At 71.7% G+C, this 24,922-nt stretch carries 22 protein-coding genes and 1 pseudogene; 4 read left to right on the top strand and 19 right to left on the bottom strand.

The annotated features are described in order from the left end of the window. The 16 genes and pseudogenes from Q0Q47_RS13120 to Q0Q47_RS13045 form a co-directional block, all read right to left on the bottom strand. A pseudogene (locus Q0Q47_RS13120) lies at window positions 1-770 on the bottom strand (hypothetical protein); the annotation flags it as partial. 190 nt (window positions 771-960) lie between these two features. Beyond that, a complete protein-coding gene (locus Q0Q47_RS13115; RefSeq protein WP_293860146.1) occupies window positions 961-1,314 on the bottom strand; it encodes a hypothetical protein in 354 nt (117 codons plus the stop codon). Window positions 1,315-1,372: 58 nt separating this feature from the next. Continuing rightward, complete coding sequence (locus Q0Q47_RS13110; RefSeq protein WP_293860143.1) at window positions 1,373-3,322, bottom strand: FAD-dependent oxidoreductase; 1,950 nt, start codon at window positions 3,320-3,322, stop codon at window positions 1,373-1,375. Between the two features lie 7 nt (window positions 3,323-3,329). Further along, window positions 3,330-4,478, bottom strand: coding sequence for an FAD-binding oxidoreductase (locus tag Q0Q47_RS13105; protein ID WP_293860140.1), 1,149 nt, complete (start codon window positions 4,476-4,478; stop codon window positions 3,330-3,332). Beyond that, on the bottom strand, window positions 4,475-6,703 hold the full coding sequence (locus Q0Q47_RS13100; RefSeq protein ID WP_293860137.1) for a GMC oxidoreductase: 2,229 nt from the start codon (window positions 6,701-6,703) through the stop codon (window positions 4,475-4,477). The genes Q0Q47_RS13105 and Q0Q47_RS13100 overlap by 4 nt, the downstream gene beginning before the upstream one ends. Window positions 6,704-6,705: 2 nt before the next feature. Continuing rightward, complete coding sequence (locus tag Q0Q47_RS13095; protein ID WP_293860134.1) at window positions 6,706-7,497, bottom strand: amino acid ABC transporter ATP-binding protein; 792 nt, start codon at window positions 7,495-7,497, stop codon at window positions 6,706-6,708. Further along, window positions 7,494-8,180 (bottom strand): amino acid ABC transporter permease, encoded by a 687-nt coding sequence (locus Q0Q47_RS13090; RefSeq protein WP_293860131.1) that lies wholly within the window; start codon window positions 8,178-8,180, stop codon window positions 7,494-7,496. Before Q0Q47_RS13090 ends, Q0Q47_RS13095 begins: the two co-directional genes overlap by 4 nt. Beyond that, on the bottom strand, window positions 8,177-8,848 hold the full coding sequence (locus Q0Q47_RS13085; protein WP_293860128.1) for an amino acid ABC transporter permease: 672 nt from the start codon (window positions 8,846-8,848) through the stop codon (window positions 8,177-8,179). The genes Q0Q47_RS13090 and Q0Q47_RS13085 overlap by 4 nt, the downstream gene beginning before the upstream one ends. A gap of 19 nt (window positions 8,849-8,867) precedes the next feature. Then, window positions 8,868-9,740 (bottom strand): ABC transporter substrate-binding protein, encoded by an 873-nt coding sequence (locus tag Q0Q47_RS13080; RefSeq protein WP_293860125.1) that lies wholly within the window; start codon window positions 9,738-9,740, stop codon window positions 8,868-8,870. Window positions 9,741-9,765: 25 nt separating this feature from the next. Then, the gene (locus tag Q0Q47_RS13075) at window positions 9,766-10,662 is read right to left on the bottom strand and encodes a tripartite tricarboxylate transporter substrate-binding protein (protein WP_293860122.1); all 897 of its coding nucleotides are present in this window, start codon (window positions 10,660-10,662) and stop codon (window positions 9,766-9,768) included. Window positions 10,663-10,837: 175 nt separating this feature from the next. Next, window positions 10,838-11,809 carry a hypothetical protein gene (locus tag Q0Q47_RS13070; RefSeq protein WP_293860119.1) on the bottom strand — a complete coding sequence of 324 codons (972 nt, stop codon included), beginning with the start codon at window positions 11,807-11,809 and terminating at the stop codon, window positions 10,838-10,840. Between the two features lie 19 nt (window positions 11,810-11,828). After that, complete coding sequence (locus Q0Q47_RS13065) at window positions 11,829-13,127, bottom strand: FAD-binding oxidoreductase (RefSeq protein ID WP_293860116.1); 1,299 nt, start codon at window positions 13,125-13,127, stop codon at window positions 11,829-11,831. Window positions 13,128-13,129: 2 nt separating this feature from the next. Further along, the gene (locus Q0Q47_RS13060) at window positions 13,130-14,494 is read right to left on the bottom strand and encodes an amidohydrolase family protein (RefSeq protein ID WP_293860113.1); all 1,365 of its coding nucleotides are present in this window, start codon (window positions 14,492-14,494) and stop codon (window positions 13,130-13,132) included. Beyond that, window positions 14,491-15,153 carry an aspartate/glutamate racemase family protein gene (locus Q0Q47_RS13055; protein ID WP_293860110.1) on the bottom strand — a complete coding sequence of 221 codons (663 nt, stop codon included), beginning with the start codon at window positions 15,151-15,153 and terminating at the stop codon, window positions 14,491-14,493. Before Q0Q47_RS13055 ends, Q0Q47_RS13060 begins: the two co-directional genes overlap by 4 nt. A gap of 37 nt (window positions 15,154-15,190) precedes the next feature. Then, complete coding sequence (locus tag Q0Q47_RS13050; protein ID WP_293860107.1) at window positions 15,191-16,306, bottom strand: M14 family metallopeptidase; 1,116 nt, start codon at window positions 16,304-16,306, stop codon at window positions 15,191-15,193. 119 nt (window positions 16,307-16,425) lie between these two features. Further along, a complete protein-coding gene (locus Q0Q47_RS13045) occupies window positions 16,426-17,157 on the bottom strand; it encodes a GntR family transcriptional regulator (RefSeq protein WP_293860104.1) in 732 nt (243 codons plus the stop codon). A 216-nt stretch (window positions 17,158-17,373) separates the two neighbouring features. Between Q0Q47_RS13045 and Q0Q47_RS13040 the strand changes: the two genes are divergently transcribed. After that, window positions 17,374-18,906: an EAL domain-containing protein gene (locus tag Q0Q47_RS13040; protein ID WP_293860101.1), complete on the top strand. Its 1,533-nt coding sequence runs from the start codon at window positions 17,374-17,376 to the stop codon at window positions 18,904-18,906. A 4-nt stretch (window positions 18,907-18,910) separates the two neighbouring features. On the opposite strand, the gene Q0Q47_RS13035 is transcribed toward Q0Q47_RS13040, so the two are convergent. Genes Q0Q47_RS13035 through Q0Q47_RS13025 form a run of 3 tightly spaced genes read right to left on the bottom strand, consistent with a single transcriptional unit; the run spans window position 18,911 to window position 21,835 of the window. Next, the gene (locus tag Q0Q47_RS13035) at window positions 18,911-20,947 is read right to left on the bottom strand and encodes a M13 family metallopeptidase (RefSeq protein ID WP_293860098.1); all 2,037 of its coding nucleotides are present in this window, start codon (window positions 20,945-20,947) and stop codon (window positions 18,911-18,913) included. Window positions 20,948-20,987: 40 nt separating this feature from the next. After that, window positions 20,988-21,440 carry a hypothetical protein gene (locus Q0Q47_RS13030; RefSeq protein WP_293860095.1) on the bottom strand — a complete coding sequence of 151 codons (453 nt, stop codon included), beginning with the start codon at window positions 21,438-21,440 and terminating at the stop codon, window positions 20,988-20,990. Window positions 21,441-21,451: 11 nt separating this feature from the next. Further along, window positions 21,452-21,835, bottom strand: coding sequence for a hypothetical protein (locus Q0Q47_RS13025; RefSeq protein ID WP_293860092.1), 384 nt, complete (start codon window positions 21,833-21,835; stop codon window positions 21,452-21,454). A 255-nt stretch (window positions 21,836-22,090) separates the two neighbouring features. On the opposite strand from Q0Q47_RS13025, the gene Q0Q47_RS13020 reads away from it, so the two are divergent. From Q0Q47_RS13020 to Q0Q47_RS13010, 3 genes are read left to right on the top strand one after another with little or no spacing between them, the layout of a single operon-like run. Further along, window positions 22,091-22,900, top strand: coding sequence for a helix-turn-helix transcriptional regulator (locus Q0Q47_RS13020; protein ID WP_293860089.1), 810 nt, complete (start codon window positions 22,091-22,093; stop codon window positions 22,898-22,900). Window positions 22,901-22,960: 60 nt separating this feature from the next. Further along, on the top strand, window positions 22,961-23,896 hold the full coding sequence (locus tag Q0Q47_RS13015; protein WP_293860086.1) for an SH3 domain-containing protein: 936 nt from the start codon (window positions 22,961-22,963) through the stop codon (window positions 23,894-23,896). After that, window positions 23,893-24,918: a L,D-transpeptidase gene (locus tag Q0Q47_RS13010; protein ID WP_293860083.1), complete on the top strand. Its 1,026-nt coding sequence runs from the start codon at window positions 23,893-23,895 to the stop codon at window positions 24,916-24,918. The genes Q0Q47_RS13015 and Q0Q47_RS13010 overlap by 4 nt, the downstream gene beginning before the upstream one ends. The last annotated feature ends 4 nt before the right edge of the window (window positions 24,919-24,922 follow it).

The raw sequence follows: 24,922 nt of genomic DNA, 5'->3' as shown, positions 1-24,922 counted from the left end.
GCCACCACCGGCGGGGCCGCCGCGGGCGGCGCGCTGGCCGTCGCCGGGGCGGGCGTCACGGTCGCCGGTGTCGCGGGGGCCTGCGGCTTCGCGGCGACCACGGGGGGCGCCGGAGCGATGGGCGTCTCGGGGGCCGGAGCAGCGGCAGGCTTGACGGCCGTCGGCCGCCCCTGGGTGTCGCCGGGAAGCGTCGTCAGGATGCCGCCGCCCGTCTGGCTCGGCAGTCCCACGCCCGGAATGACGCGGACGTCCGTCCGCGCCTTGGCGAGCGTGTCCGGGGCAGGCGGGGCGGCGGCCACTCCGGAGGGAGCCGCGGGCGCGCCGGGCGGCGGCGGCGCCTCAGGCTTCGCGGCGACCGGCTGGACCGCCGGGCGGGCGGCGTCGGCATTCTGCGTCTCGGGGAGGTCCTGCCGGGCCGGCGCGGGGACCGGCTTGGCCGGCCTGGCAGCCTTCACGGGCGGCGGCGGCGCGCCGGGAATGGCGAGGGCCGGGCCGGAGAAGGTCGGAGGCGTCCAGGCGGGGGCCGCCTGCCCGGGTCCGGGCAGCGCGCCCTGCGGAAGCGCCTGGGGCATGATCGCCCCCTGCGGGAGGCCTCCGGGGCTGTAGGTCCGGGTGCCCGGCACGGTCGAGGGGGAGCTGACCACGCCGGGGACGGTCCCGACGGGAGAGGCGCCGCGCGGCATGGGCAGCACCAGTGGTCCCGATTGCGCCAGGGCCGCGGTCGCCAGGACGGACATCGCCGTGGCGGTCAACAGCGCGCGAACTCGCATGGCGGGTAACCCCCGGCAGAACAAACACGCGAAAGTTGTTACCGGATTTTTTGCGAGAGTCATGCCCCTTTTGAAACAAAGAGGATTTTCAGCCTCGCCGGCGGCCCATGCGGCCCCATGTCTCCCGGCCGCTTCCGGCCAGGAGACACGTCCATTGCAGGGCAATCGCCGTGCGGCGAGGCTGGCGCCGTCACTCCTTGCCGGGGCTGGCGCACACCGCCACCACCAGCCCGGCGTCACCGATGATGTGCCGGTAGGTGTAGTTGACGGGCAGGTACATGGCGTCGCCCTGGCGGAACATGCGGTCCTCGCCCGTGGCCGTCACGATCTGCCGGGACCAGCCGTGCAGGCAGTAGAGCACCACCTCGTGGATTCCGTCGCCCTCCACCATCGTGTCGAAGAACGGCATGTAGGTGGTGATGTGGAAGGAGAAGGACGAGCCGTGCTTCTTCTTCGTGATCAGCCGATGGCTGAACTCCTGGTTCTCGTGAACCCACAGGCGCTCGGTGCCTTCCTGTCGAGCCCACATGATCTTGTCGCCCATTGCCGTTTTCTCCTCTGGCATGGTGGTGGTGATGGTGATCGCTGCCGGGGCAGCCGGATCAGGCCTCCGCTCCGGCCGTGAAGCCGTCTAGGATCGCCGCTTCGGTGTCCCGGGGCGCATAGGCGTCGCCGACGATGCGGATGGGGATCGCGTGCCGCCTGGCCGCCTCGGCCAGCCCGTCGCGCGGGACCCCCGGCGCCGCGTAGATGATCGTGTCGTACGTTCCGCCGGGCCGGCTCAGCCGGGTGAAGGGGCTCATCAGCATGACGCGACCGCCCTCGAAGCCGACCACGGCCGTGGCCGGCGTGAAGCGCACCCCGGCCATTTCCGCCCGGCGCCAGAAGTAGGTGGCGTTCTGGATCTCGAGCTTGTTGCCGACGTGGAAGGAGGGCGTCACGATCTCGACCGTCCGGCCCGCCTCCGCGAACATCACGGCCGCGACCATGCCGGGCTGCCGGTCGAGAAGGTCGACCACAAGGACCCGCTCGCCCACCTTCTCCGGGTGCGAAACGGCCTCGTCGACCGAGAGGAGGGGCGCGCTGTCGGCCCCCGGGAGGGCGGGCCCGACGAAGCGGCCACCGGTGGCGAGGATGAGGAGGTCCGGCGTGTCGGCCGCGAGGTCCGCCTCGGTCACCGTCCGGCCGAGTTGCACCTTCACGCCGAGGCGCGCCACCGCCTCCGACTTGTGGGCGACGAGCTTTGCCCATTCCTCCCGGCCGGGCGGCTTCATGGCCACGTTCAGGCGCCCGCCCAGCCGCTCTCCGGCCTCAGCCAGCGTCACGTCGTGTCCGCGCTGCGCCGCCACCCGCGCCGCCTCGAGCCCCGCCGGCCCGCCGCCGACGACCAGGATGCGCCGCGGGGCGGCCGCGCCCTGCAGGGTGCCGAAGCTGCGCTCGCGCCCGGTGACCGGGTTGCCGACGCAGCTGATGTGGCGGCCCCGGTAGAGACGCCCGAAGCAGGCCTGCTCGCAGCCGACGCACGGCACGATCCGGTCGCGCTCGCCGATGCGGGCCTTGCGCGGCAGATGAGGGTCCGCGATGAGGGCCCGGCACATGCCGACCATGTCGGCGTCGCCTCGCGCCAGCACCGCCTCGGCCAGCTCCGGCGTATGGATCCGCGTGCCGTGGATGACCGGCACGCCCGGGATGGCCGCCCGGATCAGCCCAGCCGTGGTGGCGAACGGCGCCGGCTCGAGACCCATGGGCGGCTCGTGCAGCATGTTGCTGACCAGGTCTCCGTCGGTGCCGGCGCTGACGTCCACGTAGTCGAGCGCTCCGGCGGCGACGAGCATCGGCACGATCGCCGCCATGTCCGGCCCGGTCAGGCCGCCGGGCACCAGCTCGTCGCCGGAGCAGCGGATGCCCAGCGGCACGTCGGGACCGACGCGACGCCTGACGGCGGCGAGCACCTCCGCGGCGAAGCGCACCCGGTTCTCGACCGAACCGCCGTAGCGGTCCGTGCGCCGGTTGGTCAGCGGCGACAGGAACTGCTGCAGAAGGAGGCCGTGGCCGCAATGGACCTCCAGCCCGTCCATGCCCGCCTCGACGCAGCGCGCGGCCGCCGCGGCGAAGGCTTCGGTGATCTCGGCGATCTCGTCCACGGACATGGCATGGGCGACCTCGCCGTATTTCTGCTCGTACACGGCCGAGGCCGACCACAGCGCCACCGGCCGGGCGCTCGAGGCCAGGCCCATGTGCGACAGGTAGCCGAAGATGCGCCCGCCGTGCCGATGCACCGCCTTCGTCACCGCCGTGAGGCCGGGGATGATGCCCTCGTCGTAGTTGCACAGGAGGTTGGTGATGCCGGGCGAGGTCGGATGGACCTGCTGCGAGCCGAGCATGATCAGGCCGACCTCGCCCTTCGCACGCTCCTCGTAGTAGGCGATCATCTGCTCGTTCGGCTTGAAGTCGGCGCCCATGCCGGTGCCGTGCCCGGTCAGGGTGACCCGGTTGCGGATCTCCAGGCGGCCGATCCGGATCGGCGAGAAGAGGGTGGGATAGGAGCTCATCGGCGCCTCACAGCAGGATGCCTTCGTCGAGGAAGGCGCGGGTCGCCGCCGGGTCGGCACCCGCGGCACGATCGGGAGCGAAGGGGGCGAGGAGCGGATCGGGTCCGGCCAGGATGTCGCGGGCGACGTGCAGCCCCACGGCCGGCGAGATCTGGAAGCCGTGGTTCGAAAAGCCCAGGGCGAGGTAGAGGCCGCTCGGCCCCGCCGGTCCCAGATAGGGCATCGCGTCCGGCGTCTGCGCCTCGACGCCGGCCCAGCTCTGCGCCAGCCGGAGCCCGGCCAGCGCCGGCAGGATCGCCGCCGCGGAACTCCACTGGCGGGCCACGTGGGCATCGATCGGCACCGCCGCCGGCCCCTCGCCCGCCGGGCGCCCGAACCACCGCCCGCCGATCATGTACTGGCCCGTCGGCGACTGCTTGAGGGACAGGTTGCGCCCGACGGCCGTCACCGTCGGCGCCAGCGCCGGCGCGGCGACCTCGGAGAGCAGCATCTGCAGGCCGCGCCAGCGCAGCGGCAACGCGAGACCCAGCGCCGCCAGGCCGCCGACGCTCCAAGCCCCGGTCGCCAGCACCACCGTTCCGGCGGGCAGGCGGGTGCCGTCGACCTCGACGCCCTGCACCCGGTCGGCCGCCACGACGGGCGTTGCCGCGCTTCCGGTCCGGATCGTCGCACCCAGCCGCCGTGCCGCCCTGGCGAAGGCGCGCGCCGTGCGCGCGGGATGGGCCTGTCCGTCGCCCGCCGTGTAGGCGCCCGCCAGCGCCCGGGGCGTCAGGCCGGGCGCGAGCTGCCGCAAGGCGTCCCCGGACACGAGCTCGATGGCGATGCCGCCGGCGCGGTCGGCCGCGACGCGTTCCTCCAAGGCCGCGATCTCCCGATCCGTCTCGGCGACGTGCAGATGTCCGCCGAGCCGGACCTCCAGGTCGGCATCGAGTTCGTCGGGCAGCGTCGGCCACCGTGCGGCGGCCTCCAGCGTCAGCGGACGGTCGGGGGCGTGCCGCCCCTGGCTGCGCAATCCTCCGGCGCTGGCCCAGGTGGCCGCGGGGGCCTCGGCGATGCCGGCCTTGTCGACGAGGACCACCGAGGCGCCATCCCGGGCCAGATGATAGGCGATCGAGGTGCCCGTGACCCCGCCACCGACGACGACCACGTCCGTCATGCGCGGCCCCCGTCGGCGATGATGCGGTCCGCCGCCCGGAGCGTCAGGGCAACGATGGTGAGGGCCGGATTGACGGCGGGGAGGGAGGCGAAGGTCGACCCGCCCACCACGACGAGCCCCGGCGTGTCGTGCACGCGGCCGAAGCCGTCGACGACGGAGCCGCGGGGATCGGATCCCATGCGCGTCCCGCCCACGTCGTGCGTCGAGATGGGGCCGGTCAGGGCGGGCCGCGTCCAGGTCCGGGTCGCGCCCATGCGGCGCGCGATCCGCAGCGCCCGCTCCTGCAGAAAGGCGATCAGCCGGCGTTCGTTGTCGTGGACGTCGAAGGTGATGCGGATCACCGGCCGGCCCAGGTCGTCGTTCACGTCCGGATCCAGGTCGAGGCCGTTGCTCTCGTAGGGCAGCATCTCCGGGTCGATGAACAGCATCGCTGTGCGCGGATAGGCGTCGAGCACGAAATCGCGCCACGGCGCGCCCCAGCGCGGCACGTCGGGCGGCAGGACGCCGGACGCTTCCGTCGGCAGGTACTGGTTGAACGCGGCGATCCGCCCGCCGCGGATGAAGCCGAGGCCGCTGTGATCGAAGTGGTCGGCCGACAGGTCGGCAATCGCCATGGCCTGGGCCGTCGGGCCGATGAAGCGGTTGAGCAGCCGGCCCTCGAACACTCCGTAGACGGAGGGCTGCTGGCGGGTGAGGTAGTGCCGTCCGACCTGCCCGGTCTCGTTGCCGAGGCCCCGGCGGTGGCGCGGCCCTGCCGACAGCAGCAGCATGCGGCTGTTCTCGAACGCGTAGGTCGCCAGCACCACGGTGCCGCCGCCCTGGACGTGGAGCTCGCCGTCCGCGTCCCTGTAGCGCGCACCCACCGCACGGCCGCTCTCGTCGGTGACAATCGACAGCACCCGGGCGCCCGTGACGACGGTCAGCCGGCCGCTGTCCAGGGCTTCGGCGAGCACGGTGTTCTGGGCGGACGCCTTGGCGTCGACATGGCAGCCGAAGCGCGAGCAGAAGCTGCAATAGGTGCAGGCGTGGCGGCCCCGCCAGGGCGTGGTGGCGATGGCTGCGGGCAGCGGGAAGGGATGGTATCCCTCCGCCCGCGCGGCCTCGGCGAACAGGGCTCCCAGCCCGCTCGTGCGCAGGGCCGGCATGGGATAGGGATCGCTGCGCGGCGCCTCGAACGGATTGCCCCGCGAGCGCGCCGGATCTGCGGGGTGGCCGGCCTGGCCCGAGACGCCGAGCAGCCGCTCCGCTTGCGCATAGAACGGCTCGAGGTCGGCGTAGGACAGGGGCCAGTCGGCGAGCGTCGATCCCGCGGGGATGCTCGCCTCGCCGTAGCGCGCGACGGTGCTGCTGCGGACGCGGAAGTCGTCCTCGTAGAACCGCATGGCGACGGCACCCCAGGCGACGGAGTTGCCGCCGAGGGCCGTCTCCAGGCCTTGCGACATGACGGCCCGGCGAGCCCGCTCGCCCGCATGGCGGCGCCATGTGGGGACCTCGCGGTTGAACTTGGCCGTGCCGCCCTCGTTGCGGAACGCGGTGGCGCTGAGCTCGTCCATCGCGCGCTCGCGGCCGGTCCGCGGCGGCCCGGCCTCGAGCACGACGACCGTGCGACCCGCCATGACCAGCCGGTGCGCCAGCATCAGTCCGGCCGCTCCGCCGCCGATGACGACCGCGTCGGGCTCGGCCGGCACCCTGCCACGGCGCAGGGTCGGGAGCGGCGGCAGCCGGGCGCTCTGGGGCAGGTCCGCCGCACTGGCGGGCGCCCGCGTCACGGGGGTGTCGAGCGCCTGCTCCTCGGCCCGGTAGCCGAACTGGGCGCCCGGGAAGCCGAGGAGCCGCCACCCGGAGAAATCGCGGTTTCCGCCATGCTCCGGGTCGGCGAACAGGCCTTCGCGCAGGTGCCGCCAGACGAGGTCGAAGCTGCTGCGATCGGTCGTCGGCGGCAGTCCCGGCAGGGCGCCCTTCTCGAAGGCATCGACCGCCCGGGCCCGAGCGTCGGCGGCGGCCGCGACGAAGCCTCCGGGGCATGCCGCGTCCAGCGCGGCGAGCACCTGCCGGTACTCCTCGGCGTGGGCCGCATAGGCGCCGGCGAGAGCGGCGGCGATGTAGGCCCCCGCCCCGATCGCGGCGCCGCCGGGCGCATCGCCGCGCGGCGGGAAGACGGTGTCCGCGAGCGCATCGAGCGTGCGGCGGTCGGCCTCGCTCGGAAACGGGGCGGCCTGAGGCATCGCTAGGCTCCCCGCCTCAGCAGCCTCTGGAGAAAGCTGCGGGTGCGCTCGTGCTGCGGCGTGCGGAGGATCTCGCGCGGCGGGCCGCTTTCGACGATGCGGCCCCGGTCGAAGAACACGAGGCGGTCCGCGACGTCCTCGGCAAAGCTCATCTCGTGGGTGACGACCAGCATCGTCATGCCCTGGCGCGCCAGGTCGCGCATGACCCGGAGCACCTCGTCGACGAGTTCGGGATCGAGCGCCGACGTCGGCTCGTCGAAGAGCATGACCGCGGGCTTCATGGCGAGCGCGCGCGCGATGGCGACGCGCTGCTGCTGGCCGCCGGACAGTTCGGCGGGGAAGGCCTTTTCCTTGTCGGCGAGCCCGACCTGCGCCAGGAGCGCGCGGGCATGCTCGGTGGCCTCCGCGCGCGACCGGCCGCGCACGGCCATGGGGGCTTCGATCAGGTTCTGCAGCACCGAGAAATGCGGGAACAGGTTGAAGTGCTGGAACACCATGCCGATGTCGGCCCGGAAGCGCCGGAGGTCGGCCTCGACGGCGCGGCGCGACAGGCGGGCGGCGGGGTCGCCTCCCGCCCGTTTGCCCCCCACCCAGACCTCGCCCTTGTCCGGCGGGGAGAGGTGGTTGAGGCACGACAGGAGCGTGCTCTTGCCCGAGCCGGACGCGCCGATGATGGCGACGACCTCGCCGGCCGCCACGTCGAGACTGACCCCGTCGAGCGCGGTGACCGGGCCGAAGCGCTTGTGCAGGTCCACGGCCCGGACCATGGGATCCCCGGTGGAGGCTGTCGTCATGTGGCACCTGCCTGCCGGGTCCGCAGCGCGACGCGTCGCTCGTGCGACACGCGGTGCTCGGCCCAGGCCTGGAAGACGGCGAGCAATCCGCTGATCGCCAGGTAGAGGAGGCCGGCCGTGATCAGGAACGGGAACGGCTGGTAGGTGATCGAGGCCGCGCGGACGGCCTGTCCCGTGAGGTCGGCCACGGCGACGATGGAGGCCAGCGACGTGCTCTTCACGATGATGATGGCGCGGGTGATGTAGGGCGGCAGGATGATGGGAATGGCCTGCGGCAGGATGATGCGCCGCATCGTGTGGCCCCAGCCGAGTCCCAGGGCCTTGGCCGCCCGGTACTGCCCGGCGTCGATGGCCGAGAGGCCGCCGCGGATGTCCTCGCTGAGATAGGCCGAGCCGATGATCGACAGGCCGAGCACGGCGGCGCCCATCGGCGAGAAGCGGATGCCGAACTGCGGCATGGCGTAGAAGGTGAAGAACAGGACGAGCAGCGCCGGGACGAGCCGGAACACGCTCACATAGACGGTCGCGGCGGCGGCGAGGATCGGCTGGCCCGACTCGCGCATCAGCGCCAGCAGCGCCCCGACCGGCGTGGCGATGGCCAGCACGATCGCCGACAGCAGGAGCGTCGTGACGAAGCCCTCGAGGAGGGCGGGCCCGTATTCTGCCAGCAGGGCGACGTTCATCGCGGCCTCACGGCGCGGCGCCTGGCGGCCCAGCGCTCGCCGCGCCATTGCAGCAGCAGCAGCGCGGAATCCAGCACCGCATAGATGGCGGCGGCGGCGATCAGGATCTCGAACGGCCGGTAGGTGACCACGAACACCTGCTTGGCCGCGCTGGTGAGTTCGGGAACCGCCACGGCGGCGGCGAGCGCGGTGCCCTTGAGCACCTCCGTGGCGTGGCTGATGTAGGGCGGGAGCGCGGCCGGCAGGGTCTGGGGCAGCACGATGCGCAGCAGCGTGTGGACGGGAGACAACCCCAGGGCCTCCGCTGCCCGCCATTGTCCGGCGGGCACGCTCAGCAGGCCCGAGCGGAAGACCTCGCCGAAGTAGAACGCCATGTAGGCCGACATGGCGATGATGGCCGACGGCAGCGGCGGCAGTTTCACGCCGACGACGGGCAGGGCGAAGAACGCGAAGAACAGGATCAGGAGAGGCGGCACGCCACGGAACACCCAGCTCGCGGCCGCCAGCCCCGAGCGCAGCGCGGACGACCGCGCGCCGCGCCCGAGGGCGACGAGGATCCCCAGCGGCGTCGCGATCGCGAGCACCGACAGGGTGAGCGCGATGGTGACCAGCGTTCCGTTGAGGAGCGCCGGCCACACGACCGTCAGGATGCTGAAGTCCAGCTTCATCGGGCGGGCCGCCCGACCGTCAGTAGCCGATGCGATCGAGGAGCTCGACCTCGGCCGTCGGCGTCTTGTACTTGGTCAGGATCGCCTTCAGCGAACCGTCGGCGCGGTAGTTGGCGAGCAGGAGGTTCACCGCCACCAGCAACTCGGGCTGGTTGGGGTTGACGCACAGGCTCTGCGGGAACACCTCGAGCGCCGGGCCCACCATCATCAGCTGGTCCTTGTTCGGCGCCGTCTCCAGCACGTTGAGCGCGTTGGAGAGGTTCACCGCGATCATGTCGGCCTGGCCGTTGGCGAGCCCGATGAGGGATTCCTGCATCCCCGGGAACTCGGTGACCTTGGTGCCGGGAAGGGCCTTCTTGGCGCCCTCGAAGTAGATCTCGCCGCGCACCCCGCCGAGCGTCTTGGACTTGGCGTCGGCGAAGGTCTTGATGCCCGTATCCTTGCGCGTCAGCCCCACCGTCGCGTTCACCGCGGTGGGCGAGGTCATGAGGAACTGGCCGGAGCCCAGGCGGTCGGCCGTCCACGACGCGCCGTCGCAGCCCATGTCGAAGCGGTTGGCGGCCAGTCCCGGCAGGATGCCGGCCCATTCGAGGCGGACGAACTCGACCTGCAGGCCGAGGTCGGTGGCGATCTTGGTGAAGAGCTCGATGTAGCTGCCCGTGAGCTTGTTGGTCGCCGGATCGACGAAGGTCCGCGGCGGCGACGCGCCCGTGGTCCCCACCGTCAGCTTGCCCGGCGCGACCAGCTTCTTCAGCGGCCAGGGCTTGGGAAACTCGGAGAACGGCTTGGGCGTCCCCAGGATCGCTTCGAAGTTCTGGGCCGCGGCCGGACCCGCGAGGCCCAAGGCCAGCAGTCCCGCACCGACGACGCCCCATATCGCTTTCAATGCCATGACCCGCACTCCTTGTGTTGAGGGATCACCCCGGTTGCGATCGTTGCGGCAGAAGCCCGGCCATCCCGAGATGCCGCTCGTACCAGTCCCATTCGCGCTCCAGGAACGCCGAGAAGCCGGCGCCCGGGAGGTAGGCATCCTCCTGGCCCTGACCGGCCAGGTAGGTCTTCCAGGCGGAGGTGCCGCGCACCGCCTCGACGATCGCGTGCCAGCGCGCCTGGTCGTTCGCGGACAGGGCGGGCGGCCCCATCAGTCCACGCCAGAGCTCGAAGGTCACCGGAGCGCCGAATTCGCCCAGCGTCGGCACGTCGGGGAAGCGCGGGCGCCTCTCGTGGTCGAGCGCCGCCAGGACCCGCAGCGTGCCGGCCTCCACGTGCGGCAGGATCTCGGCAGCGACGCCGCAGCCCCAGTCGAGCGATCCCTCGATCAGGCCCACCCAGACGGCGGGCTCGCTCGGCACCACGACGAACTCGACCTGGCCGCCGGTCCGGTCCGCGATGGAGAGGCCGAGCAGGTGGTTGATGCCGCCCTTGAAATAGCCGCCGGTGCGGGTCGGCCGCCGCGCGATGTCGGCCAGGAACGCGCCGGCGTCCGGCCATGGGGCATCGGCGCGGACCACGAGGAAATAGCGGTCGGCCACCAGACGTGCGATCGGCGTGAGATTGCGATGGGAGGTCGCCATGGCCCGCAGCAGCGGAGCCTGGATGAACACCGGCGTGCAGGTGGACAGGACGTCGGGGTCGGCGGAGCGGGGCATCAGGGTGGCCATCGCATCGACGCCGGGATCGTCTCCGCGCGGCACGAGGCGCCACGCGCGATCGTCGATCCCAGCCTCGCGGACGCCGGCTATGAAGGCGTCGGCGAGAACCGGAGGAGCGCTTCCCGGCGGGCCATGAACAATGAAGTCGACGACGGACGTCATGCCTTCAAGCTCCTGTGAAACCGGCTCTTTCCGGAACTCCGTCTGGTGTATCTAGTGATATCTTACACGGTACTCCGGCGCAATCGCGCAACTGCCTCGATCTGCGTCACTCACGGCGAAATGCTGCTGCAATGCTTGGCAGACGCTGGTCGCCTGCCCATTCGGAGGGCGGCGGTCATGGCAACGCGAGCCCCGGGACGCCCCGCTCCCGCGCAGCTTCGAGCACAAGCGCGGCCGCCGCAAGATCTTCGATCGCCCGACCGTCGGAGAGGAACACCCGGACGCCCGTGGACGGCGTGGCGGGACCCGCCAGGAGCGCGGGGAGATCCTCGACGCGGCCATAGGCGGGCCCGAGCCGGTCCGCCGCCGTCCGCCACTGGTCGAGAAACCTGTCGCGCCGGTCGGACACGAGGCGTGAGGCCGACCAGACCAGCCGCTCGTCGAGTTCCGTCGCATGGGGCAGGAAAGGTCCGACCGAGGCCACGATGGCATGCGGGGCCGTGGCCTCGGCGACGAAGAGCGGCGCGGTCGAGACGGAGGTGAGGACGACCACGTCCGCCCCCGCGGCATCCCTGCGCGAGCCGGCCCGCGCCGGGCGGCCGCTCGCCTCCGCCACCCGGAGGGCCGCGGCCTTCGCCCGCGGCAGGTCCTCGCCCGCCGACGCGACGATGAATTCGTCGACTCCGCCCTGCAGCGCGAGGAAGCGCGCATGGGCTTCCATCTGCACGCCCGTGCCGATCAGTCCCACGCGCCCGCCCGGTGCGGGGCCGAGCGCCGCCACGGCCAGCGCGGTGACGGCGGCCGTCCGCGCCGCCGTGATCGCCGCCGCGTCCATGATGGCGAGGATCCGGCCGGTGGGCGCGTCCATGACCACCAGCACCGCGTCGATGATCGGCAGGCCCCGTTCCGGGTTTCGCTCCGCGCCCGACAGCACCTTCACGCAGGCGAGGCCGGCGGCCGGCCAGTAGCACGGGAAGCCGACGTAATTTGCGGCATGCTCGGGCGCGTCGATGCGCAGCGGCCGCGGGTCGGAGACGGTCCCCGCCGCGACGTCGAGGAAGGCCGACCGCAGGCGCTCCAGCAAGGCGAGCGGATCCAGCAGGGCTTCGACCTCGGCGCGCGAAAACCAGACGGGGCGTTCGGTCATGCGCGGCCTCCCGCTCTCGTCAGCGCCCCGCCTCGATGCGGTCGCGCAGGGCGTTCCAGGGCAGCCAGAACGCCGGGGCGACGCCCGTGAGCCGGCGTCCGGCGATCGGCGCCGTCGCGACCCTGGGCAGCACGAAGTCGGCCTCCCGCACCCGGCCGGTCAGGAGCTTCGCCATCTCGATGCCCATGGCCGTCGTCAGCGCGATGCCGCGGCCGTTGCAGGCGACCACGGCGTCGAGGCCGGGCCCGAGCTGGTAGAGGCGCGGAAGGCTGTCCATCGTCGCGGCGATGACGCCGCTCCACACGTGCTCGGCGCGCAGTGCCGGCAGGCCCGGCAGGTAGCGGCGCAGCCGCGCCGTGAAGAACGACGCGGCGCGGGCCAGCGGTGCCGGCCCCGGCACGACGAGGCCGCCGGTGAGGAGGCGTCCATCGGGCGACCAGCGGATGGCCAGGGTGTGGCGCCGCGTATCGGCGAGCGGGCAGCGGCGCGGCAGGATCCGCTGCTGCAGCTCGGCCGGCAGGGGCTGGGTCGCGATCTGGTGGACACGCACCGGCACGATGCTCGCGTCCAGCGCCGGCACGAGATCGCCGACGAGTGCGTTGGTCGTCAGCACGACACGTCCGGCCTGGACCGAGCCGCCGTCGGTCTCCACCAACCAGCCGCCGTCCTTGGCCGTCAGCGCCGTCACGCGCGTGCCGGCGTGGAGGCGCCCGCCGGCAGCGCCGAGCGCGCGTGCCAGCTCACGGGCGTAGGCGAGGGGATTGATCTGCCCGCCGGTGCGGTCGAACAGCGCGCCGTGGTAGCCGGCGACGCCGCTCATGCGGGTCGTCTCGTCCGGCGACAGGATGTCGACGCTGCGTCCCAGCGTCAGCCAGTTGTCGCGGTTGCCTTCCAGCACCCTGAGCGTGGCCGGCGTGTGCGCTGGCTGCAGCCAGCCCGTGCGCTCCGCGTCGCAGGCGAGGCCCAGACGGTCGACGAGGTCGAAGACGGCCGCTCCCGAGGCCCCGACGAGACGGAAGAGCCGTTCACCGTGCTCCGGCCCGAGCGCAGCCTTCACGTGGGCCGGGGTGATGTGGGCCTTGAGGCTGGGAACGACGAAGCCGGTGTTGCGCCCGGAGGCACCGAAGCCCGGCTCCTCCGCTTCGAGCAGCACGACGTCGACGCCGGCCTCGGCCAGATGCAACGCCGTCACGAGGCCGAGGAAGCCCGCGCCCACGACCGCGACGTCCGCCCGCGTCGCGCCCTCCAGCGCGGGCGCCGGTCTGGCCGGCGGCGTGATGGCCGACCACACGGACCGGCTGAAGGTGTCCTGGGCCATGCTCAGGAGCCGCTGCGGGCGACGAAGCGACCGTCGCCCGGCCGGTTCACGATCGCCGTGCCGTCGTAGGCCGGCTTGCCGCGCAGGTAGGTCGCGGCCACGCGGGCCCTGAACCGCTCGCCGTCATAGGGCGACCAGCGCAGCTCGTCGTGGTTCTTGCTGGCATCGAAGAGGAAGTCGCCGGTCTGCAGCACCACGATGTCGGCGTCGGCACCGACGGCCAGGCTTCCCTTGCGCGGCCACAGGCCGAAGAAGCGCGCGGGCTTCTCGGACAGGTAGGCCGCCACCGTGAGCGCGGGGTCCTTGGCGCCCCGGTTCGCGAGGTCGGTGTAGAAGGACACGAGCATCGTCTCGAAGCCCGGAATGCCGGCACCGGCATCGAAGATCGAGGGAACGAGCTTGTTGTCGATGGGCCAGCTCGAATGGTCCGAGGAGACGAACGCCACCTCGCCGTCCTCCAGCGCCGCCCAGAGCCCGTCGATGACGCCGCCGCGGATCGGCGGGCTCACCTTCATGCGCGCGCCGAGCCGCGCGATGTCGCGGTCGTTGTCGAAGTGGAGGTAGTGGACGCACAGCTCCGCGGTCGCCCGCACGCCCATCTCCCGGTACGCGCGGATGAGCTCGTAGCCGCGCGGGTGCGAGAAGTGGACGATGTGGACGTGGGCGCCCGTGGCCTTGCCCAGCTCGAGGAACAGCACCGTGGCCGCCATCTCCGCCGAGACGGGACGCGAGGGCTCGTGCCATTCGGGCGTGATCTTGCCCTGGGCCTTGTACGCGGCGATCTGCGCCCGCACGATCTCCTGGTCCTCGTTGTGCAGGCCGACCGGCAGTCCGGTCGCGACGGACGCCTCCAGGATCGCCTGGGTCTCGTCCGCGGGCAGCCGCGGGAACCGGACCGGATTGCTCTCGAAGCTGGAGATCTTCCAGGCCGCGATCCCGGCGCGGGCCAGGGCGGCCATGTCGCCGGTGCCCTGGCCGGGCACCACCGTGCCGTAGAGGGCCATGTCGGCATGGGAGAACCGCGCGATGGCCTCGGCCTTGGCCTCGAACTTGGCCATGGTGTTCAGCGGTTCGGGGTTGTCGTAGGGCATGTCGACGAGGGTCGTGATGCCGCCCGCCAGCGCTCCGCGCGTGGAGGACTCGATGCCCGGCAGTCCGCGCGCGCTGGTGGCGTGGGTCTGCCCGTCGATCACGCCGGGCAGCAGCAGCGCCTCACCCGCGTCGTGGACGGTCGCGGCCTCCGGGCGTGGCCCCTCGCCGATGGCGGCGATAGTCTCGCCGCGGATGGCGATCCACCCGTTCGGGACCAGCCGGTCGGGCAGCACGAGGGTTCCGGCGACGAGCCGGTCGAAAGCCTGTCCGGTCATGCGGCGCGTCCGTAGCCGAGAGTGAGGAGGGCCATGGCGCGTGCCACGGCGGCCTGCGTCGGATCGACGACCGGCAGGCCCACGCGGGCCTCGATTTCGCTGCGGAAGCCGCCCATGCTGGCGCATCCCAGGATCAGCACGTCCGCTCCGTCGCGGTCCCGCAGTTCCGTGCCGACCTCGACGATCCGGTCGACGACGCGCGCGCCGTGCAGCATCTCGGTCACGCCGATGTCGAGCGCCCGGTCGCCCGCCAGCCGGCCCTCAAGTCCCATGGACCGCACGGTCCGCATGTGACGCGGGATCGAGCCCTTCTTGATGGCCACGATGCCGAACCGGTAGCCCAGGCCGAGCGCGGCGAGGAACGCCGACTCGGCGATGCCCATGACCGGCTTGGCGATCCGCTCGCGGGCCATGTGCAGCCCCGGGTCGGAGAAGCAGCCGATCACGTAGGCGTCGGCCGGATGCTCCTCGAAATAGCGCACGGTCGGGACGACGACGCCCTCCACATGGGCCTGGGTCTCGATGCCCGGAGGTCCTTCCGCCAGCGTCGCGCAGACGATCTCCGGCCCGCCGGGAACGCGCGTGATCTCCAGCGCGGCCGACATCGATGCCGTGATGTCGGCGGAACTGTTGGGGTTGAGGACGAGGATGCGCTTCATGGGGCGGTTCTCCCGGCGGGCTGGCCCGAGCGTTTGGTCAGGGATGGGCGGTCTGCAGGCCGGCCGTGGCCTGCGCGAGGATCTGGCGGCTGCGCAGCAGGACGAGTTCCTGCCAGTCGCGCGTGCCGGGGTAGTAGAAGCGGCGCAGCGCCGCCTTGATCGCGCGGGCCTCCTCGCTCGCCCAGTCGACGGGGCCCCGGGCGTGCAGCCAGTGCTCGGCCCTCAGGGCGACGGTGCCGACGTCCGAGGCGAAGGTGCCGAACTCGAGGGCGATGAAGGTCAGCCGGTCGGCCCCCACGAGGCGCTCCCACGCGTATTGCGTCAGGCCGGCAATGGGGACGGAGGAGGAGGTGCCGAGCAGGGGCTCGCCCAGGCTCGACCCGTACCAGGCCCGGCACCGCGCCTGGCCGGCCGTGCCCGGCTTGTGCCCGACGATCGGCTCGCCATAGCCGAAGGGGCCCAGCCCGGTGTGGTAGTCGATCACGGCCACGCCCTTGCGCTCGCCGAGCCGGTTGTCGCGGCAGACCGCCTCGATCGTGCGCAGCGACCAGGTCGGTCCGGTGCCGCCGTAGAAGAGCCCCTCGGGATGGGTGTACTGCCCCGAGCTGCGCGCGACGTCGTAGGCGAAGAGGCCGTGGCGGGCCTTGTAGTCGGCGAGCGCCGCGTCGGCGCGCGCCAGCGCCGCGGCGTCCAGCGACGGCGGCACGAGATGCGCGGCGAGCTCCCTGTAGCCGGGATTGTCGGGCAGGCCGTCCTCGAAGCGGATGCAGTTGCGATTGAGGTCGACCCCCTCCTCGGTCGTCCGCCGCAGCCAGGCGAAGCCGTAGGGGTTGATGGCGTGGACGAGGAGCGCGGCGGTCCCGGCGGGCAACGACGCCGGCCCGCCATGGGTCATCCAGTCCATCTTCGCGCCGGCTCCGCAGAAGCCCTCGACGCCGTGGGTCGCGGCGACGAGGAGGAGCACGCGCTCGGCGTCGCGGGGGCCGAACCAGGCCGTGTCCGTGGCCAGCGGTTCGCCGGCGGGACCCGTGCCCGGGTTGTCGTAGCGGGCCAGGCTCGCGCCGAGGCGCGCCGCCGTGGTCCGAAAGCGCTCGGCCGAGGACGCGTAGTCCGCGGGAAAGGCGCCTGTCGCATCCATCGTCACGCCGATCACGTGCACCTCGCGGTCGAGCCCGGCACAGCCGGGACTGGGACACTCGCAGAAATATTACGAGATATATCCCACGCAAGAAAGCAGCCAGAGCGGGGTCCCGTCAATCGGGCCGATGCGGCTCAGATGCTGATCAGGCCGTGGCTGCGCGAGGAGGTGAGGGCCGCGAAGAGCCCGCGCCGGGTGATCTCGTTGTGCCGGATCATGATGGCGCGCGCGGCGGCCGGGTCGCGCCGGCGCAGAACGTCGACGATCTCGTGGTGGTCGCTCTTGGTCTCGGTGTTCACGTCGCGCAGCCGGGCGCCGAGGTAGAAGAAGCGCTCGAGCTCGGTGATGTGCCGCAGCACCAGCTGGAAGAGCCGGTCGTTGCCGGACGCCTTGGCGATGGCGGCGTGGAAGTCCCGGTTCGCCTCGATGAAGCGCTTCGTGCTGGGCTGCTCGCCGCGATGGTAGACGACGTCGGCCATGCGCTCGAGCTGGTCGAGCTCCTCGTCGGAGATCCGCACGCAGGCGAATTCCGCGGCCCCCGCCTCCAGCACCGTGCGAACGTCGAACAGGTCGTTCATGTCGCCGAAGGTGACCGGCAGAACCTGGTAGCCCCGCCGGGGAAAGGTGCGGATCAACCCTTCGAGCCGCAGGGTCGCGAGGGCCTCGCGCACGGGGGTCTTGCTGACTTCGAAGCGGGCGGCGAGCTCGGCCTCCGACAGCTCGCGGCCCGGTTCGAGCTCGCAGGTCAGGATCTCGTCGCGCAGGCGCAGATACACCTGCTCGGTGAGAGAGGCCTGCCTCCCGCCGTTCTCGACGGGGGACCCGACCTTCGCCTTCCTGGCAGGTTTCGACTGTGAGACGGCCATGTTCCAGCCCCGGTCCGCAACACCGGCGCTTATACGGAACGCAGGTCCGGAGCGCCAGCGAGCGTGATCGGGACGGCCGGATCCTCAATGGATCCTTTGCACTTTCCGTTCAGAATGAAGGTCCCCGGTGGAGCATCACGCGAGTCTTCGTTCTTGCAGCCAGTTGAAGCCGACGATCCAGCCGGGGGAGGCGGACCCGCCTGGCACCTCGCCAGGATGGCCGCCCTCTACCTCGGGCTCATGCTGGCCTGCGCGTCCGTGTGCGCCTTCGCGACCTGGTCGATCGTGCTCGACCTGTCGCAGCAGCGGCTGTCGTCGGTCGCCCGCGGCGTCCTCTCCCACTTCGCGGCCATGGACCGCGAGGCGCGCCGCTCGCTCGACACGTTCAACCGCCAGCCCGACGCCTTCTGTTCGGACGCGGAGCTCGAGAAGCTGCGCGAGGAGGTCTTCCGCACCCGCTACGTCAAGGATGTCGGCCGCCTGCGCGGGGACAAGCTGGTCTGCTCGGGTGTTCTGCAGCGGCTCGCGACCCCGCGCGACATCGTCAGGCCCGACCTCGAAACGCCGGGCGGCCTGTCGGTCTACGCGTCCGAACCGCTCCTGCTGGCCCGCAACAGCCGGGCACCGATCCTGCAGGCCGGCGAGGCCAACGCCGTCCTGGACCCCGATGCCCTGGCCGACGAGGTGCTGCTCGGCGCCGACTACGTCGCGGGCTATGTCGGCAAGGACGGGCGCTTCCTGCGCCTCTTCGGTCGCTCCGTCCCGCTCGAGCCGGGCGCCATCCTGGCCGGCAAGGCCGTGGACCGCGGCGGCACGGTGTTCCAGCCAGCCTGTGACGTCGAGCAGTCCCTCTGCGTCACGGCGGCGCTGGAGAAGGCCACGATCCGGGAGACGAACCTGCCCCTGCTCGCGGCCGGCGCGATCCTGGGCGGCCTGCTGGGCCTGATCGTCGCGCTCCTCGTGGACGTGGCGCGCCGGCGCACGCGAACCCTGCCCGCCCGCCTCAAGCGGGCGCTGGGCGACGGGCGTCTCGACGTTCTCTACCAGCCGGTGGTCGCCCTGCCCGAGCGGCGCGTCGTCGGCTGCGAGGCGCTCGTGCGCTGGCTGGACGACACGGGGCAGTTCGTGCCGCCGTCCGTCTTCATCCCGGTTGCGGAGGCGCGCGGCTGGGTGTCGGACATCACGGAACTCGTGCTGCGTCGCGCGGTGGTCGACCTCGCGCCGCTGTTGTCCGAGCAGCCGGGCTTCCACGTGAACGTCAACATCTCCGTGCGCGACCTGCGCAACGGTGCCTTCTTCTCCATCGTTGACGACGTCTGCGCCGAGGCCGGCCTGCCGCCGTCATCCGTCGCGTTCGAGGTGACGGAGCACGCCACCGCCGACCGCGACGCGACGGTCAGCGGTCTCAGGCTGCTGCGCGACCGCGGCCACCGCATCTACCTGGACGACTTCGGGACGGGCTATTCGAGCCTGAGCTACCTCGGCGATCTTCCCGTCGACGCGATCAAGATCGACCGCGGCTTCACGGAGACCTTCGACCACGACAGCTCCAAGTCCGCCGTCCTCGTCCAGATCCTCGAGCTCGCGCGACAGCTCGACCTCGACATCGTCGCCGAGGGCGTCGAGACCGAACGGCAGGTCCAGTGGTTTCAGGACCGTGGCGTCACCCGGGCCCAGGGTTGGCTGTTCGGACGGCCGATGTCCGGCGAGACGTTCGTGAGCATCGTCTCGTCGGCGCGGGACGTCTGAGGCCCTACCAGATCCTGGTGCGCTTCTCCGGCGCGAGGTAGAGCGCGTCGCCCTCCTTCACGCCGAAGGCGGCGTACCAGGCATCCATGTTGCGCAGCGGACCGTTGACCCTGAACTCGCTGGGGCTGTGGGGATCCGTCAGCACGTTGCGGCGCAGAGTGTCGGGCGTGGTGAAATCGCGCCAAAGCTGGGCCCAGGCCAGGAAGTAGCGCTGCTCGCCGGTGAAGCCGTCGATCACGGGCGCCTGCCCGCCGTTCTGCTCGGCCACGTGGGCGCGGTAGGCATCCAGGCCGATCGTCAGCCCGCCGAGGTCGCCGATGTTCTCGCCGAGCGTCAGCTTGCCGTTGACGTTGAGGCCCGGCAGGGCCGTGAAGCCGTCGAACTGGGCCACGAGAACGGCGGCACGCTTCTCGAACTCGCCGCGCGCTGCGGGCGTCCACCAGTTGCGCAGGGCGCCGGTTTCGTCCGACTGGCTGCCCTGGTCGTCGAACGCGTGCCCCAGTTCGTGCCCGATGACGGCGCCGATCGACCCGTAGTTGACCGCCGCGTCGGCGGCAGGATCGAAGAACGGCGACTGCAGGATGCCGGCCGGGAAGGTGATCGAGTTCATCGACGGGCTGTACCCGGCATTGATCTCGGTGGCTGGATAGCCCCATTGCCAGTCGCGCCGCGGCTCGCCGAGGCGCGCGACGGAATCGGCCACGAAGAACCGCACCAGGGCCTTCTGGTTGGCGACGAGGTCCCCGGCCGTGAACGTCAGGCTCGACCAGTCGCGATAGCGGTCCGGGTAGCCGATGTGGCTGACGATCGCGTCGAGCTTGACGATGGCGGCCTTGCGGGTCGGCTCGTCCATCCAGGCGTTGCCCTCCAGGCGCTTCCGGAAGGCGGTGCGCAGGTGGCCGACCATCCTGTCCATCTGCTCGCGATACGCGGCCGGGAAGAACTGGCGCGCATAGGCGCGGCCGAGCACCTCGCCGAAGCCTCCCGCGATGTGGGCCTGCGCCCGGTTTGCAAGGCTCTGCTGCTGCGCGATGCCCCCAAGCCGGTTGCCGTAGAAGGCGAAGTTGAGGTCGCTCCACTCGGCCGACAGCAGGGGCGACAGGTCGTCGATGTAGTGGAAGGCGAGATAGGCGCGAAGCGTCTCGATGTCGGCCGCCGCGACGATCGCCGCGCTCTTCTGGATGGCGCTGTCCGTCTGGACGACGACCCGGTCTGGCACGCCGAGGCCGGTGGAAGCCCAGAAGCGCGTCCAGGCAAAGCCCGGGGCATAGGCCTCGAGTTCAGGAAGCGTCATCGCGCGATAGGTCTTCACCGGATCCCGCGTCTCGGCGGGGGACCATTGCACCTGAGCGAGCTTCGTCTCCAGGTCCAGGATGGCCTGCGCCTTCGCGGGCCCGCCCTCCATGCCGGCGCGCCGGAAGATCTCGGCGATATGCGCCAGATAGGCTTGCCGATGACCCGCGTAGGGCTCCTGCGCCTCGAGATAATAGTCACGGCCGGGCAGGCCGAGCCCGCCCTGGGCGAGAACGACCACGTAGCGGCGGGGATTGCGGCTGTCGACGGTGACGGCGGCGTTCATCGGCGACTTGGCCAGCGGGCGCCCCATGACGGCGGCCGCGTCCGCATGGTCACGGATGGCGCGGACCTCGTCGAGGTCGGGGGCGAGGGGCGCCAGGCCGAGCGCGTTGCGCCGGTCCATGTCGACGTAGCTGCGGTACAGCGTGGCGATCTTGTCCTCGTCGCTGCCGGGGTCCGCCTTGGCGGACAGGATCCGGTCGATGAGGCTCTGAAGCTGCCCCTGCGTCCGCAGATAGGCATCCACGAACGCGTTGGCGTAGGGCAGCCCGGGCGGCGGCGCCGCCGTCTTCAGCCAGCCCTCGTTGACGTAGCGGTAGAAGTCGTCGCCCGGCCGCACGGTCCGGGACATGTGCTGGGTCTCCAGCCCCCAGGCGCCGAGGACGGGCTTGTCCGCCGCGCCGGACCGGGCCGAGAATCCGAGAACGAGGGCGACGACGACCCCCGCGAAGAGACGCTTGTGCATGGTCGCACCCTCGATGCGGGGATCGGTCCGTGGCGAACGCTCACTTCCAGAGCATGGTGGCCTGGTTGGCGTCCTTGAACTCCTTGGCGTCCTTGCAGAACTCGTCGGGATTCTGGCCCGCCTCGGCCAGGAACGCGCCGATGGAGACGCCATAGACCAGCATCAGCTGGCGCTCGAACTGGACCTTCTGCTCGGGCGACAGCTTGGCCTCGTTGCGATGGGCGAGCTTCTCGAAATGCTTGGTGAACTTCCCCTCGTCGAGGTCGATCTCGCCGCAGGCCGAAGCGGCGGCGGCGGAGTAGGCGGCGAGGTTCAGCGAGGACATCTGCTCGGGCGCGAGCGACTGCTTGAGGAAGTCGGACGCGTGCGACAGCACGTAGCGGCTGAGGCTCGAGGGCTCCGACGAACCGGCGGCGAGAGACGGGCCGGAAAAGAGCGCGGTCGCAGCGAAGGATCCCGCGACGATCAGGCCTGCGAAGAAAGATTTCGTCATGGCGGTGCTCCTCAGTAGCCGTAGATTCGGCCCGAGATCGTGGGCGAGTAGTTGCCGTTGGCCTTGTAGCAGGATCGTTGCGCGGGGTAGCAGGTCACGCCGGGATAGGGGTGGAAGACGGCGGAGTACTGGTAGCCATAGTTCGGCGGCGGCGCGTAGGCCGGCTGCGGCGGGGGCGGTGCATAGCCCGGGCCGTAGTACGGCTGGTAGTATTCGCTCTGGTGGCTTCGGCTCGCCGCGGCCAGGGCCGCCGCACCCAGCGCGGCCCCTGCGATCAGGGCCGCATTGCGCCCGTCCTTTGCCGCCGCCGGCTGGGACAGCGGGACGGCGAGGGTCACGAGACCGGCGAGAGCGCAGACGGTTGTCCCGACCGGTCGCAAGAGTTCTGTCAGCACGGCTCAGCTCCTCTGTGTCGGCAGATCACATTCGCGTAATGCGGGTGGCCAGTAAGGCTCAGCGCCGCGCCCCGCGCTATCCATATTGCGTAGCTTCAGTCACATTGCCGGGGAGCGGGGCGCCGCGCCGCCGCCATGGGCGAGAGGGACCAGTTGGCAGGGCTTCGATCCGTCGCATTCGAGGGTCGGCGCGGGACCGATCCGGTCATCTTCAGCCAGACGCGTCACTTCGCGTTCTCGCGCCCCGACGGGCGGATGAGGATCGAGAGCGCCGCGATCGGCGACCGTGGCTGCAAGCTCTTCGGCGTCCACTCGACCGGACACGAGGTGGCGCTGGCCGAGGAGGTCCACGTCAACGTCATCCTGCCGCTGCGCGGGCGGGTCGACGTGGCCACGAAGACCTCGGACTGGACGGCGGGTGTCGGCGACCTGCTGGTGTTCGGCCCCAACGAGCGGCGCACGATCGTGGCGCCGGACCAGGCCGGCCTGTATGAGGCGCTGCTCCTCGCCATCCCCCGCGATGCGCTCGGGGGCGAGGTCGCCGCCGAGCCGGGCAGGCTGGCCCGCGCGGGCGAGGCGGCGGCCCTGGCACGCGAGATGAGCGACCTGATGGCTCTCCTGCGGCGCGGGGCTGCGTCCGGCGAGACCCTCGCCGTCGCGGCCGAGCAACTGACCGGGCGTCTCGCCGCGGCGCTCGCGGAGACCCGTCCGGGCCGCCGTGCCGCCACCGGCAGCCTGGCGCAGCTCGGGCGCGCGGAAGCCTTCATGGAGGCCCATGCGGGCCTGCCCATCCGCATCGAGAGCGTCGCGGCGGAAGCCGGGCTCAGCGTTCGCGGTCTGCAGGCGACGTTTCGCCGGTACCGGGGGCTCACGCCTCACCAGGCGCTCACCCGCGCCCGTCTCGAGCAGGTTCGCCTGCGCCTCGTGCGCGGCGATCCCGACGACCGTGTCACGGACCTCGCCCTGCAATGCGGCTTCACCCATCTGGGACGCTTCTCCCAGACCTATGCGGCGCGGTTCGGGGAGAGCCCGTCCGCCACGCTGCGGCGTGCGCAATCCGGATAGCGACCCGTCGGCCAACCTGAAATGGTCCGGCTGAAGCTCAGCCAATCTTCAGGAGGCCCCATGCGCCGGGTCCTGCACAAGGCCATTCTCGCCGCGCTCCTGTGCGCGCCGCCCGCCGCCATGGCGCAGGACATGCGCCCCGTCGCCGTGCGCTTCGCCCCCGGTGCGACGAGCGCCACGCTGCGCGGGACCGTCGTCGGCGACGCGACCGTCGCCTACACGGTGGCCGCCGAAGCGGGCCAGACCCTGAAGCTCGCCTTCAAGAGCTCGAGCAGGTTCGCCTCGTTCAATCTCTACGCACCCGGTCGAGGCCCCGGCGACGAGGCCCTCGCCGTCGCCGACATGCTGCCCGATCCCAACCGCTTCGAAGGCGCCCTGGCGACCTCGGGCACCTACACCGTGACCGTGTTCCTGAACCGGGCCGCCGCCCGACGAGGCCAGCGGGCGAACTTCACGCTCACCGTCGCGATCCCCGGCGCCTCGGCGGCGGCAGCGGGTCCTGTGAAGGGCGATTTCGCGGACGGCCTCCAGGGCGGCCCGGACACGTGGGTCGTGGCCGGTGTGCCGCGGGGTGACACGCTGCATCTGCGCGGTGATCCGTCCCTGCGCGCGGCGAGCCTCGCCGATCTGGCCAACGGCACGACGCTGCGCAACGGCGGCTGCCGCATGGTCGGGGCGCAGCGATGGTGCCAGGTCGAGACGACCGGCGGCTCGCCGATGCGTGGCTGGGTCAACGGCCGCTATCTGCGAGAAGCGTCGGGCAGTGCCGTGCCGGCCAGGGACCAGTCGGCCGAGTGTCGCCGCTACGCGGCGGTAGACTTCGCCACGAAGCCGGACAGGATCCGCATCCTCGGCACGCGGCCGGGCCCGGAAGGGTCGCTGGTCGATGCGACCGCCGATCTCGGGTCCCAGGGCGTGAAGCCCTTCGCCTGCCGCTTCAATCCGGCCGGGGTCTATCTCGGCGTGATGTCCAAGGTGAACGAGGGCGGGCTGTGAGCGTCGACGACGGTGGATCGGCGCGTCCGAGCCGCCGCGCCGTCCTGCGTGGCCTGGCGGGGGGCGCGGCGGCGACGGCGATCCTGGGCGGGCCGACGCCTGGGCTCGGCCAACGCACCACCAAGCTCGCCGACGAGCTCAAGAACGGCGAGTACGACTGGTTCCCGGACCGCTCCGACGCCGGGCCGATCCTGATCATCGTGTCGATCCCGGACCAGCGGGTCCACGTCTACCGCAACGGCGTGCGGATCGGCGCGTCGAGCTGCTCGACGGGCAAGGCGGGACACCGCACGCCGACGGGGGTCTTCACGATCCTGCAGAAGGACAAGCACCACCGCTCCTCGACCTACAACGGAGCGCCGATGCCCAACATGAACCGGCTCACCTGGTCGGGCATCGCGCTGCATGCCGGCCAGCTGCCGGGCTACCCGGCCTCGCACGGTTGCGTGCGCCTGCCGATGGGGTTTTCCGAACTGCTGTTCGGCGTCACCAGGCTCGGCATGACCGTGGTCATCGCGGACGACACCTCCCAGCCCTCCTCCGTCACGCACCCGGGCATGATCCTCGGGCAATATGCCCGCAACGAGTTCCACGCCGTGCAGACCGCGCTGCTGCGCCAGGCCTATGCGGAAGGACATGAGGCCACCCCGAAGACGACGGCCGTCGTCGTGAGCCGCAAGAGCCAGACCGCGCGCGTTCTCGAGAACGGCCGCGAGGTGGCACGCGGCCGCGTGGCGATCAAGGATCCCGGCAAGCCGCTGGGCAACAGGGTCTACACGCTGGCGCAGGCCGATGCCGACGCCGACAGGCTCACCTGGCTCGCCTCGTCCTTCACCGCCAGCACGGACCCGTTCGCCCAGCCGCAGACACTGGAACGGATCTCGATCGACCCCGCCCTGCTCGAGCAGGCCCGCCGGCGCATGCACATGGGCATGACGCTGGTGACGACCGACGACGCGGACACGATCTCGCGGCGCACGACGGCGCGGACCGGGTTCGTGGTGATGGACGCGGAAGGCTAGGGCG

Source organism: uncultured Alsobacter sp. (assembly GCF_945952055.1).
Classification (GTDB): domain Bacteria; phylum Pseudomonadota; class Alphaproteobacteria; order Rhizobiales; family Beijerinckiaceae; genus Alsobacter.
Note: the sequence above shows the minus strand (reverse complement) of the source record. Positions and strands in the feature narration are given on the sequence as shown.